Below are 11984 nucleotides of genomic sequence, written 5' to 3'. Positions count from 1 at the left end.
ACCACCGCCGACGCCCCCACCACCCGCACGAACGCCGCACCGAACGCCCACGCCAGCGACCCGTCCCACTGATCCGGCACCACACCCCGGACGTCGTACGCCTTCACCAGCTGACTCAGATCCCGCACTGCCGCTCCGCATCTCTGTGACGTGGACCCGTTCGACGTCCGGGGGCCTGCGCGTCCCGTGGACGCGGGCCGTGGTCCCGCGCGGTGCCGCCGGGACGCGCCCGGAAGGGCCCGATCACGGGGCAGCGTACCGGCCGGGGGCGAAGGGGAGGGGAACGGCTCAGTTGTCGGGCGACCGCAGGACGCGCAGGTGGCCGCGGCGGCCCACCTCGCCCGGATCCCCGTCGGGTCCGCCCTGGCGCGGGCTGCGCTCCTGGGGGCGGGCGGCCTCGCGGACGGCGTTCGCGAGGGCTTCGAGGTCGTCACTCGTACGGCGGACGGGACCGATGTCGGCGGCGAGGCGGACGACGTCCCACCCGCGCGGGGCGGTGAGCCGCTCGGCGTGCTCCGCGCACAGGTCGTAGCAGTGCGGTTCGGCGTAGGTCGCGAGCGGCCCCAGGACCGCGGTGGAGTCCGCGTAGACGTACGTCAGCGTTGCGACGGCCGGCCGGCCGCACGCGGTCCGCGAACAACGACGTACAGAGCTCACGAGGGTGGACGGTACCGCACTCCCGAGCGGGCCGCGACGACCCACCCCCGCGGAGCGTTCCGTGTCGCCGCCGCACGGGGCGCGGGTGGTCCGTTTCCGCCCGTGCAGGGACTACGCTCGACACTGATATGGACAGCCCCACATCTCCGTCACCGGCCGGCGGGCAGCGGCGACCGCGCCACCGGGACCGCCACGGCCGTGGCCTGCGCGGACCGCTCGCGCCGCCGCAGGTTCCGATCGCGCTGACCCGCTCCGAGCTGTTCGACGACTACGTGCGCGAGTCGGTGGAACGCCTGGAGCGGCGCTGGCCCCAGCTGGTGGACGTCGAGTTCGCCGTGCAGGAGGTGCCGCTGCCGCCGGTCGCGGGCGAGCAGGCCCCGGACGGCGTGCCGCTCGGGCGGGTCATCCCCGCGCACCAGGGCCGCAAGAGCCGGATCGTCGTGTACCGCCGCCCGGTCGAGATCCGCGCCAAGACGCGGGAGGACCGGGCGACGCTCGTCCACGAGATCCTCATCGAGCAGGTGGCCGAGCTGCTCGGGCTGTCGCCCGACGCCATCGACCCCCGCTACGACGAGGACTGACACCCACCGGACGGCTCAGCGGAGCAGCACGCCCGGGTCGTTCTGCGCGTGAGGCACCGTCACGGTGCTGCGGTCGTTGCGGAACGCCTGCACGGTGAACATCGGCACGTCCTTCTGCGGCAGGGAGAGCATCCGCGCCGCGACCACCGGGCCGCCGGAGACCGTCTCCGCGGTGATCCCGTACACGCCGTTCAGGCCGGACGGCTCCAGTCCCTGCACGGCCACCGTGGTGCCCGCCGGGACGTCGACCTCCTTGGTCGCCGGGGTGCCGCCGCCGCTGCCCGCGGAGGCCGTGAGCCTGACCTTGGCCGCGGCACCGGTCGCGGTGAGGAGGACGGTGGTCGCCCCGCCGCCGCGGTTGTCCGCGAGGACGGCCCGCTTGCCGATCGGGCCGGCGGCGCTGATCCAGGCGGCGTCGCTCTTGCCGTTGGCGCTCCGGTCGACCCGGGCGGCGGCGACGACCGGCGTCGGGTGCTCCGGGTCGGTCGGGCTGAGCCGGATCGCGCCCACGTCGCCCTTGGTGATCTCCTCGAACGGCAGCGCGGCGACCATGCCCGCCTTGACGTGGATCGTCTCCTTGCCCGCCGGGGTGAACCAGCCGTTCTTGCCGGAGACCTGGACCTTCAGGTCGGCGTCGTCGTCGGCCGGGGCGGCGACGACGAGCCGGCCGGTCTTCACGTCGCCCGGCAGGCCGGGAATCACCTGGACGGCCGCGGGGGCGGCCGAGGCCGCGATCCAGTCGCCGCCCTTGCCGGCCTCGGCGACGTTGAGCTGCGCGCCGACCCGGCCGCTGCGGACGACCACGTGCACGGCGAGGTCCGCCGTCTCCGCCGGGAGCAGGCTCTTCAGGCTCACCGTCTGGGAGGTGCCGGGCGCCAGGTTGAGGCCGACACCGGACTCCGTCTCGATCGCGCCCTTCTCGCCGACGAGCCGGATGTCGACGGTGGCGGGGGCGGAGTCGCCGTTGACCAGGCCGACGTAGTCGGAGCGGCCCGGCCCGGTGCTCGCACCGGCGAACCAGAAGTCGGTGCCGGAGGGCGCGCAGTCGAGGCCGTACAGGCCGATCCGGGAGGGATCGCTGATCGTCGTGGTCTGCGAGACGCTGAAGCCGGGCGCGTAGGCGCCGGTGCCGACGGCGGCGCTGCCGGGGGCCTCCTGGGGGGCGGCCTGGCCGGTCACCGGCACGCCGGCCTTGGCGAGGCTCAGCCGGGCGTCGGCCGGGGCCGCGGCGGACGGCGCCGCGGAGGCGGAGGCCGACGCCGGGGCGGACGTCTTCGCGGACGCGCTCGGGGAACTGCTCGGCGAGCCGCTCGGGGACGGGCGCGCGGAGCCGCCCGCGGACGGCGAGGCGGCGGGCGCCGCGGCCGCGGGCGGGACGACGTCGGAGACGTACCCGCTGCCGCCCGTTGCCGTGCCGCTCGCGCCGGCCGGACTGAAGACGGTGAGCGCGGTGCTCCCGAGCAGGCCCTGGACGGGCGCCGGGCAGAGCAGCGAGGTCCGCTCGACCTGCGCGCTGGTGACGCCCTTCGGGCTGTCGGCCGCCGACGGGTCGGCGGGCGGCCGCAGCTCCGCGATGCCGAAGACGACGCCGAGCACGGCCGCCGCCGCCAGCAGGGACTGTCCGGTGCGGCTGCCGCCGGGCAGTCCGCCGAGGCCGGGGCGCTTGATCGCGGGTGCCTTGATGCTGGGCTTCTTCATCGCGGGTCAGTTCCCCGTTCCGTGGTGGTGCGGGTGCCCGCCGTTGTCGTAGCCGTCGTGGTGCGTCGCGTTCGGGTCGTAGTACGGGTCGCCCGGCTGCGGGGCGGGTGCCCACCCCTGCTGCTGCTCCTCCGGCGGGTAGCCCTGGCCCTGGTCCTGGCCCTGGTAGGGCTGCTGGTCGTAGCCGTAGGGCGCGTACGGGTCGGCGTACTGCGTGCCGTCGTGGCCGGGCCCGGGCTGCTCGTAGCCCTGCTGCTGGTCGTAGCCCTGCTGCTGCTCGTAGCCGCCCTGGTACGGCTGCTGCTCGTACCCCTGCTGCTCGTAGCCGCCCTGGTACGGCTGCTGCTCGTAGCCGGGGGCGGGCTGCTCCTGGGCCGGCTGCTGCTGCTCCCAGCCGTACGTGTCCTGGTAGCCGCTCTGGTAGGGGTCGGCCTGGTACGGGTCGGCGTAGGTCTCGGCCTGGTCCGGGTCGCCGTCGGGGGCGTCGCCCTGGTGCGGGATGCCCGCGTAGACCCCGGCCTCGGCCTCCGTGCCGTCGCCCTCGCCGCGCTCGGCCATGCGGCGGGCGCGGCGGCTGCCGGGGAGGGGAGCCTCGGCGGCCGCGGCGAGCGCCTGGGCGGCGACCACGTCCTCGGGGAGGTCGTCGTCCTTGTGGTTGCGGCGGCCCGGCAGGGCGAGGACGAGCACGACGAGGCCGAGCAGCAGCTGGGCGGTGATCCAGCCGGTGTGGGCGACGCTGCCCGAGCGGGTCACGACGAGCTTGCCGCCGTCGGCGGGCAGGGTGAAGGCCTGGGCCCAGTCGCCGTCCAGGGTGGTCGGCTCCAGGGCGGTGCCGTCCAGGGTGGCCTGCCACTCGGGGCCGGCCTGCTCGGCGAGGCGCAGGACCCGGCCGGCGGGACCGGCGGGGATCCGGGTGACGATGTCGTGGGCGCCGGAGGGCACCGGGACGTCGGCCCCGCCCTTGGGCGAGGTGATGACGGCGCGGGTGGCCTCGGCGCCGGTGACCTGCCAGATGGCGATGCCCTTGCCCTGGCTGAGGCGGGTGATGCCGGGAGTGGTGTCGAGGACGTCGCGGACCTTGGCGATCAGCGGATCCCTGACCTCGACGTACGCGATGCCGTAACGGGCGAGGGCGTGCGCCTGGTCGCCGCCGGAGCCGGAGAGCAGGCGGCCGGTGACGCCGGTGAGGTCCTGGTCCGCAGCGGCGTCGACGGTGGCCTCGGCCTGGCCGAGGGTCAGGCCGGAGTCGCGGACGAGGGCGTAGCCGACGGCGGTGCCGTCGGCCCGCCCGGAGAGCACGAGGGTGCGGGAGCGGTCGGTGGTGCCGGCCTGCTCCGCGATGAAGGCGGGCAGCATGGCCTCGCGGCTGCGCTGCAGCGGGCCGTCGGCCCCGGCGACGGCCCACCACAGCGCGTTGCCCAGCGGGGCGAGGACGGCGGTGGCGAGGACCAGTGCGGCGACGGGCTGGCGCCAGCCGAAGGCGATGCCGGAGACGCGGGCGTTGGCGCCGTCGGCGCCGATCGCGGCGGCCGCGAGGAGCGCGACGCCGGTCAGCAGGGTGGCCGGGCCGGCCCAGGCGGCGACGGCGGGGCCGCCGGAGGCGGGGGTGACGGCGGTGCCGGCGACCACGACGGCGAAGAGCAGGCCGGCTCCGGCCGCGCCCCACGCCGCGAGGACGGCACGGCGGCGGTCGGCGCGCAGCAGGGCGGCGAGGGCCGCCAGGACGATGCCGGCGGAGAGCCAGACCGGCGGGGTGCCGGCGCCGCCGGGGTTGGCCAGCAGCAGGCCGGCCGGGGTGGCGGCGTGTCCGCTGAAGCCGGGCACGCCGGCCTCCAGCAGCAGGCGCGACGGGTGGGCGAGCACCTGGAGCGACCACGGGGCGAGGATGAGGACGGGCACGCCGAGCACGACCAGCACGCGCAGGCCCAGCAGGCGCAGCGCGGCCGGGCCGGAGCCGAAGGCGCCGCCGCGGAGCACCGCGTGGACGAGGGCGGCGAGGCTGAGCGGCAGGGCGATGGCCCAGGCGAGCGGGACGAACGCGGTGGAGAGCGTCAGCATGAAGGCGGCCATCCACACCGGCCGCCAGCCGGGGCGGGCGCCCTTGGCGGCGCTCTCGCTACGGATGCCGAGGCCGGCCGAGATGGCCGCGGCGCGGGCCAGCGGCGGCAGCAGCACGGCGAGGACGGCGGTGCCGATGCGGCCCTGGGCGATCGCGCCGGTCGCGGCGGGCAGCAGCGCGTACGTGGCGCTGGCCCAGGCCCGGACGATCTTGGACTCGATCAGCGGGCGGGAGACCAGGTAGGCGCTGACCGCGGCGAGCGGCACCGCCAGGACGACGATCAGGCTGAGCGCGAGGTTGGCGTTGCCGAACATCGCGCCGGAGAGGACGGCGAGGACGGCGAGGTACGGCGGGGTGGCGGCGGTGGAGCCGGTCCCGACGGGCTGCCAGGGGTCGGCGTAGGCGTTCCACAGGCCGGCCACGCCGTCGGTGGCGGGCAGCAGGGCGCCGCCGAAGAGGTCGCCGGTGCCGAGCAGACTGCGGCAGGCGGCGAGGGCGAAGATCAGGAGGGCGGTGAAGAGCAGCGGCGCGGGGCGCCGGGCGAGCTTCTTCAGCAGCACGAACTGCTCGACGACGAGGTCGTCCGCGTCGTCGTCGCCGGGCCCGGACTCGACGGTGCCGTGGCGTCCGGCTCCGGCGTCGTCGGCGCCGCCGATGCCGAGCGAGGAGATCGCCGTCTCGACGGCGAGCCGGGCGGTGGCGCCCGGGGCGGGGAAGAGCGTGCGGTCGTCGAGCGCCTCGGCGGAGCGGGTGCGCTTGCGGCGCGACCGGGCGGTGAGCAGCCGGGGCAGGCGGATGAGCTCGTGGTTGAGGCCGGCGAGTTCGTCGTAGGCCTGGCGGGGGTCCTTGCCGACGAGGTTGGCGAGGACCCGCAGCAGGGTGCCGAGGACGAGCCTCAGCAGCACGTACGGGAAGAGCGCGCCGCGGCTGTTGGCGAGCAGGGTGTAGACGGCGCCGGCCTTGTCGACCCGGTGCGGGTGGGCGGCACCGCAGTCGATGGAGCGGCGTTCGCGGCTGGCGGCCTCGGCGTGGCGGAGCACGGCGTCGGGGGCGACGACGACGCGGTGGCCGGCGGCGTTGACCCGCCAGCAGAAGTCGGTGTCGTCCCGCATGAGCGGGAGCGCCTTGTCGAAGCCGCCGAGCTCCTCGAAGACGTCGCGGCGCACGAGCATGCCGGCGGTGGAGACGGCGAGCACCGGCCGGACCTGGTCGTGCTGGCCCTGGTCCTGCTCGCGGCGGTCGAGGCCGGTCCAGCGGCGGCCGGAGCGGGCGATGGTGACGCCGACCTCCAGGAGCTGCCGGCGGTCGTACCAGCTGCGCAGCTTGGGGCCGACGACGGCGGCGCTGGGGGTGGAGTCGGCGACCTGGAGGAGTCGGCGGAGGGCGTCGGTCTGGGGTTCGCAGTCGTCGTGGAGCAGCCAGAGCCACTCGACGGGCCGGCTCTCGCGCGGGCCGGAGCGGCCGAGGTCGTCGTCCTGGCGGCCGAGGGGGTCGCCGAAGTCGTCCCAGCCGCCGGTGACGGGGTCGTAGCCGGAGGGGTCGAGGCTGTAGGGGAGGTCCTCGGGCCGCAGCGGCGGGCTGTTGAAGACGGCCTGGGCGACGGCGTTGCCGAAGCCGGAGCGGCGGCCGAGCACGAGGGGGCCGCTCTCGGGCAGCCAGTCGCCGAGGGTGTCCTGGAGGAGCTGCGGGGAGTCGTCCGTGGAGCCGGTGTCGACGGCGAGGATGCGCTGCACGGGCCGGTCCTGGCCGAGCAGGCCGGCCAGCGCCTGGGGCAGCCAGCGGGCACCGTCGTGCGAGACGATGACGGCGGTGACCAGGTGGCGCGGGTAGGCGGGTGGCCGGGCAGCGGAGAAGCCGCTCTGGTGGCTGTAGACAGTCATCGAGTTCGCGGGCCCCAGGTTTTGTCGGCGGACGCAGCCGGTGGACGACGGCGGGTGGTGCGCGGTGCCGTCCGGTGGAGGCCGAGGTCACCGGGGCTGCCGGTGGGGGCGGGGCGGGCGGCGGTGCGCGGGCGCCGGATGACGAGCACCCGGATGGCGCACCACACTAACGGCTCTGCCGAGCGGCGGCGGAGGCGGTCCTGGGGGAAGGGCGGGTGCGGGGACGCGAAAGCGCCCCACCGTTCGGTGGGGCGCCCGGCACAGCTGGGATCTGGGCCCGTCAGACCGCGCTCTTCTTGAGACGTCGGCGCTCGCGCTCGGACAGGCCGCCCCAGATGCCGAAGCGCTCGTCGTTGGCGAGGGCGTACTCCAGGCATTCGGAGCGGACCTCACAGGCGAGGCAGACCTTCTTGGCCTCCCGGGTCGAGCCGCCCTTCTCGGGGAAGAAGGACTCGGGATCGGTCTGGGCGCAGAGTGCGCGCTCCTGCCAGCCGAGTTCCTCCTCTTCGTCCTCTTCGATGCCGTCACCGATCAAAAGCTCAAAGAGCTCGCTCATCTGGCGCGCCTCCTCTGCCCCTCTTGGCGTCCCCGTGGTGTTGCCGTTGCCTGAGCGGCGGAACGACACGAGTGAAATTACAGTTGCGCCACTCTGGCCCAGTCAAGCCGAGCTCTGGTATTGGGTCGAGGATTCACTCCCCGGAACCAAGCCACCACCAAAAGTGCACACATCCCGACAACCCGGACATTCGACCGGAGTGGGCGCAACCATCCGAAGGATCCCGGGAACCCGACACGCGGCCGGCGCCGGCCGACCGTCCGGACGACCCCCCGATCGACTCCTCGATCATGGGGACGCCGGGGGCGGCGATCCGGTTGCCCGGGTACCGGGCTGCCTTCCCGGCGATCTTCGCATCGAAACCTAGAGGCGGATTTATCACTCCATCCGGTGGTTCATGCCTGATGCGACCCGAATGTCCGGGAGATCGGGTTGACACCCCCGCACCTCGTGCGGTCTCCTTGCTCCCATGTCAGAGTTCGCCCCCCGCCGCGACGGCCGCCAGGCCGTGGTCACGCGCGCCGCGAGCTCGCTCTGTTGTTGCCTCTGTTCCCGCTGTATCTAGGCGCCCGCGTCCCACGAGCGCCGGCCACAGCCCGAACATCGAGGCCGCCCGCGCGAACCACGTCCCCGAATCTCCGCGGATCGGCTGCACCCCGACCGACCCGGACGATCCGAGGACCCCCGTGCGAATGCCCCGCATCCGTCAGCGCAACCGCGACCGCAGGAAGAACCTCCTCCGCGCCGCCCCCGCCGTGCAGATCGCGGCCCCCCGCCACCCGTGGGCCGACGGCCTGAGCGACGTCTCCATCGCCGGCGACCCGCTGGCCTTCCCGCACCTCGCCCGCACCGACCTGCCGCACCACCCCACCACCGTCGCCGGCTACGCCCGGCTCGTCCGCGAGATCGCCGCCGACCGCGCCCGCTGGGAGCCCCTCGTCGCGTACGACGCGCTCACCCGCTGGTACGAGCGGCTGGAGACCGGCCCGGGCTACGAGGTGTGGCTGCTCAGCTGGCTGCCCGGGCAGGGCAGCGGCTTCCACGACCACGGCGCGTCCTCCGGCGTGATGACCGTCGTGCAGGGCGAGCTCACCGAGCGCTCCCTCACGCACGCCGGCGAGGGCAGCCGGGCGCTGCGACCGGGCGGGCAGCGGGTGTTCTCCTCCGGCTACCTGCACGAGGTGGTCAACGCCTCGCTGGAGCCGGCCGTCTCGATCCACCTGTACTCCCCCGGCCTGACCGAGATGAACCAGTACGGCGCGGCCGTGCCGGAGCGGCAGCCCGAGCCGCGGTGAGCGCCCGGCGGACTGGCAGGATGGCCCCATGCGCATCGTGGCACTGGCTGGCGGAATCGGTGGGGCGCGCTTCCTGCGCGGACTGAAGGAGGCCGTCGCCCCCGGCGACGAGATCACCGTCATCGGCAACACCGGTGACGACATCCACCTCTTCGGACTCAAGGTCTGCCCCGACCTCGACACCGTGATGTACACCCTCGGCGGGGGCATCCACGAGGAGCAGGGCTGGGGCAGGGCCGACGAGACGTGGTCCGTCAAGGAGGAGATGAAGGCGTACGGCGTCGGGCCCGAGTGGTTCGGGCTCGGCGACCGCGACTTCGCCACGCACATCGTCCGCACCCAGATGCTCGCCGCCGGGTACCCGCTCAGCGCGGTCACCGAGGCGCTGTGCGACCGCTGGCGGCCGGGCGTGCGGCTCATCCCGATGAGCGACGACCGGGTCGAGACGCACGTGCGGATCACCGACGAGCAGGGCACCCGGGCCGTGCACTTCCAGGAGTACTGGGTGCGGCTGCACGCCGAGGTCGAGGCCGAGGCGATCGTCGCGGTCGGCGCGGACACCGCGAAGCCCGCGCCCGGCGTGCTGGAGGCGATCGCCGCGGCCGACGTCGTCCTGCTGCCGCCGTCCAACCCGGTGGTGTCGATCGGCACCATCCTCGGCGTGCCCGGCATCCGGCACGCGCTCGTCTCCGCCGCGGCCCCGGTGGTCGGCCTCTCGCCGATCATCGGGGGCGCGCCGGTGCGCGGCATGGCCGACAAGGTGCTCGCCGCGGTCGGCGTCGAGGCCGGGGCGGAGGCCGTCGCCCGGCACTACGGCGCCGACCTGCTCGACGGCTGGCTGGTCGACACCGCCGACGGGGCGGCCGTCGCCGGGGTGGAGGCGGCCGGCATCCGCTGCCGGGCGCTGCCGCTGCTGATGACGGACGTGCCGGCGACCGCCGCGATGGCCCGCGCCGCGCTGGAGCTCGCCGCCGAGGTGCGCGCGTGAGCCTGCAGGTCGTGCCGGTCACCGGCCTGCCCGAGGTGCCGCCCGGGGCCGACCTCGCCGCGCTCATCGCCGAGCACGGGGACTTCGAGGACGGCGACATCCTGCTCGTCACCTCGAAGATCGTCAGCAAGGCCGAGGGGCGCCTGCTGCACGCCGCCGACCGGGAGGCCGCGATCGACGCCGAGACCGTGCGCGTCGTCGCCCGCCGCGGCCCGGCCCGGATCGTCGAGAACCGCAACGGCCTGGTGATGGCCGCCGCCGGCGTCGACGCCTCCAACACGCCGCCCGGCACCGTGCTGCTGCTGCCCGAGGACCCGGACGCCTCCGCCCGCGGCCTGCGCAAGCGCCTCCAGGAGCTCACCGGCCGCCGGCTCGCCGTGATCGTCACCGACACCTTCGGCCGTCCGTGGCGCACCGGCCTCACCGACGTCGCGATCGGCGCGGCGGGCCTGTCCGTCCTGGAGGACCACCGCGGCCGCACCGACGGCCACGGCAACCCGCTGCAGCTCACCGTCACCGCCACCGCCGACGAGCTCGCCGCCGCGGGCGACCTGGTGAAGGGCAAGTCCACCGGCACGCCGGTCGCCGTCGTCCGCGGGCTCGCCGGGCTCGTCACCGCCGAGGACGGCGACGGCGCCCGGGAGCTCGTCCGCCCCGCCGCCGACGACATGTTCCGGCTCGGCACCTCCGAGGCGCTGCGGCAGGCGGTGACGCTGCGGCGCACCGTCCGCGCCTTCACCGCCGAGCCCGTCGACCCGGGCGCGGTCCGCCGTGCGGTCGCCGCCGCCGTGACCGCGCCGGCCCCGCACCACACCACTCCCTGGCGGTTCGTGCTGCTGGAGAGCGCCGGGGCGCGCACCCGCCTGCTCGACGCGATGCTCGACGCCTGGCGCCGCGACCTGCGCGAGCTCGACGGCTGGGACGACGCGAAGGTCGCCCGCCGCACCGCCCGCGGCGACGTCCTGCGCAACGCCCCGTACCTGGTGGTGCCCTGCCTGGTGATGGACGGCTCGCACGCCTACCCGGACGCCCGCCGGGCCGCCGCCGAACGCGAGATGTTCACCGTGGCGATCGGTGCCGCCGTGCAGAACCTGCTGGTCGCCCTCACCGGCGAGGGCTACGGCTCCGCGTGGGTGTCGTCGACGATGTTCTGCCGCGACACCGTCCGCGCCGTGCTCGACCTCCCGGACGGCTGGGACCCGATGGGCGCCGTCGCCGTGGGCCGGCCCGCCGAGGCGCCGAAGGAGCGTCCGGACCGCACCGCCGAACCGTTCCTGACGGTGCGCTGAGCCCTACCGGCCCCGGTGGTCCTCCGGGCTCAGCCGGGGCCCGTGGCGCGGCGCACGGGCGCCGGTGAGGCCGATCAGCCGGCAGAGCCGGTGGCGCTGCGGCCGGTACGGCTCCAACAGCTCCAGCATCTGCGCGTCGTCGCTGCGCGGCCGCCCCGCCAGTGCCCAGCCGACCAGGTTCGGCAGGTGGAAGTCGCCGACCGACACCGCGTCGGGGTCGCCCGCCGCGCGCTGCAGGGTCTCCGCCGCCGTCCACGGGCCGACGCCGGGCACCGCCGTCAGCCGGGCGAAGGCCTCCGCGTGACCGAACGCCCCGGCCTCCTCCATCCGGGGTGCGATCCGGGCCGCCCGCACCACCGTCGCCGACCGCTTCGGGTCGACCCCGGCACGGTGCCACTCCCAGCTCGGGATCGTCGCCCAGTCGCGGGCGGACGGCGCCGCCCGCAGCCCGGGCTGCGGTCCGGGTGCCGGGGTGCCGAAGTCCCGCAGCAGCGTCCGCCAGGCGCGGTACGCCTCCAGGGTGGTGACCTTCTGCTCCAGGATCGCGGGCACCAGCGACTCCATCACCAGCCCCGTCCTGGCCAGCCGCACCCCGGGGTGGCCGCGCTGCGCGTCCCGCAGCGGGCCGGGCGGCACCACCAGGGCGGCGGGGTCGTCCTCGGCGCCGAGCAGCCGCGGCAGGGCCTCCAGCAGCCAGTCGGCGCCCGCTCCCCACGCCCGGGCCTCGATCTCGCCGGCCTGCGCGGCGATGCGGAGCGTGCCGACGCCGCCGGGGGTGCGGGAGGCCCGCCAGTACGCGCCGTCGGCGCCGGCGTGGAAGGACGGGTCGGCCGGGCCGCGGCGCAGCGGGAAGAGGGTGCGGCCGAGGTCGAGCGGGTATCCGGGGCGCCACCGCCGTACCGTGCCCGGCATCGCCCGTCACTCCCTCGTGTGCGGCCTCCCCGCCGTCCGGGTGGCCTGTCGTCCGCGGGGAACGATACG

9 protein-coding genes are annotated in these 11984 nt (G+C 75.7%); 4 read left to right on the top strand and 5 right to left on the bottom strand.

From position 1 onward, the window contains the following. Nucleotides 1–288: 288 nt before the first annotated feature. Nucleotides 289–702: a DUF3499 domain-containing protein gene (locus SNE206_RS37500; protein ID WP_407918066.1), complete on the bottom strand. Its 414-nt coding sequence runs from the start codon at nucleotides 700–702 to the stop codon at nucleotides 289–291. Nucleotides 703–785: 83 nt separating this feature from the next. Between SNE206_RS37500 and SNE206_RS37495 the strand changes: the two genes are divergently transcribed. Then, a complete protein-coding gene (locus SNE206_RS37495; protein ID WP_405013070.1) occupies nucleotides 786–1238 on the top strand; it encodes a metallopeptidase family protein in 453 nt (150 codons plus the stop codon). Between the two features lie 15 nt (nucleotides 1239–1253). Here the strand turns inward: SNE206_RS37495 and SNE206_RS37490 are convergent, their stop codons facing one another. The 3 genes from SNE206_RS37490 to SNE206_RS37480 form a co-directional block, all read right to left on the bottom strand. Then, nucleotides 1254–2936: a DUF5719 family protein gene (locus tag SNE206_RS37490; protein ID WP_407918065.1), complete on the bottom strand. Its 1683-nt coding sequence runs from the start codon at nucleotides 2934–2936 to the stop codon at nucleotides 1254–1256. A 6-nt stretch (nucleotides 2937–2942) separates the two neighbouring features. Next, on the bottom strand, nucleotides 2943–6875 hold the full coding sequence (locus tag SNE206_RS37485) for a glycosyltransferase (protein ID WP_407918064.1): 3933 nt from the start codon (nucleotides 6873–6875) through the stop codon (nucleotides 2943–2945). Between the two features lie 280 nt (nucleotides 6876–7155). Next, nucleotides 7156–7431, bottom strand: coding sequence for a WhiB family transcriptional regulator (locus SNE206_RS37480; RefSeq protein ID WP_405013068.1), 276 nt, complete (start codon nucleotides 7429–7431; stop codon nucleotides 7156–7158). Nucleotides 7432–8123: 692 nt separating this feature from the next. Between SNE206_RS37480 and SNE206_RS37475 the strand changes: the two genes are divergently transcribed. Genes SNE206_RS37475 through SNE206_RS37465 form a run of 3 tightly spaced genes read left to right on the top strand, consistent with a single transcriptional unit; the run spans nucleotide 8124 to nucleotide 11003 of the window. Then, nucleotides 8124–8726, top strand: a complete 603-nt coding sequence (locus SNE206_RS37475; protein ID WP_407918063.1) for a cysteine dioxygenase — start codon at nucleotides 8124–8126, stop codon at nucleotides 8724–8726. Between the two features lie 28 nt (nucleotides 8727–8754). Next, nucleotides 8755–9714: a 2-phospho-L-lactate transferase gene (cofD, locus tag SNE206_RS37470; RefSeq protein WP_407918062.1), complete on the top strand. Its 960-nt coding sequence runs from the start codon at nucleotides 8755–8757 to the stop codon at nucleotides 9712–9714. Then, the gene (locus SNE206_RS37465; protein ID WP_407918061.1) at nucleotides 9711–11003 is read left to right on the top strand and encodes a coenzyme F420-0:L-glutamate ligase; all 1293 of its coding nucleotides are present in this window, start codon (nucleotides 9711–9713) and stop codon (nucleotides 11001–11003) included. The genes cofD and SNE206_RS37465 overlap by 4 nt, the downstream gene beginning before the upstream one ends. 3 nt (nucleotides 11004–11006) lie before the next feature. On the opposite strand, the gene SNE206_RS37460 is transcribed toward SNE206_RS37465, so the two are convergent. Further along, nucleotides 11007–11915 carry a DNA-3-methyladenine glycosylase family protein gene (locus SNE206_RS37460; protein ID WP_407918060.1) on the bottom strand — a complete coding sequence of 303 codons (909 nt, stop codon included), beginning with the start codon at nucleotides 11913–11915 and terminating at the stop codon, nucleotides 11007–11009. Nucleotides 11916–11984 lie beyond the last annotated feature (69 nt).

This window comes from Kitasatospora sp. NE20-6 (assembly GCF_045862635.1).
This window is presented reverse-complemented; position numbering and strand designations above follow the sequence as displayed.

What these genes read in the sequence shown, in the direction of transcription:
- SNE206_RS37495 (WP_405013070.1), top strand. Translation starts at nt 786, where the DNA reads ATGGACAGCCCCACATCTCCGTCACCGGCCGGCGGGCAGCGGCGACCG.
- SNE206_RS37490 (WP_407918065.1), bottom strand. Translation starts at nt 2,936, where the DNA reads ATGAAGAAGCCCAGCATCAAGGCACCCGCGATCAAGCGCCCCGGCCTC.
- SNE206_RS37485 (WP_407918064.1), bottom strand. Translation starts at nt 6,875, where the DNA reads ATGACTGTCTACAGCCACCAGAGCGGCTTCTCCGCTGCCCGGCCACCC.
- SNE206_RS37480 (WP_405013068.1), bottom strand. Translation starts at nt 7,431, where the DNA reads ATGAGCGAGCTCTTTGAGCTTTTGATCGGTGACGGCATCGAAGAGGAC.
- SNE206_RS37475 (WP_407918063.1), top strand. Translation starts at nt 8,124, where the DNA reads ATGCCCCGCATCCGTCAGCGCAACCGCGACCGCAGGAAGAACCTCCTC.
- cofD (WP_407918062.1), top strand. Translation starts at nt 8,755, where the DNA reads ATGCGCATCGTGGCACTGGCTGGCGGAATCGGTGGGGCGCGCTTCCTG.
- SNE206_RS37460 (WP_407918060.1), bottom strand. Translation starts at nt 11,915, where the DNA reads ATGCCGGGCACGGTACGGCGGTGGCGCCCCGGATACCCGCTCGACCTC.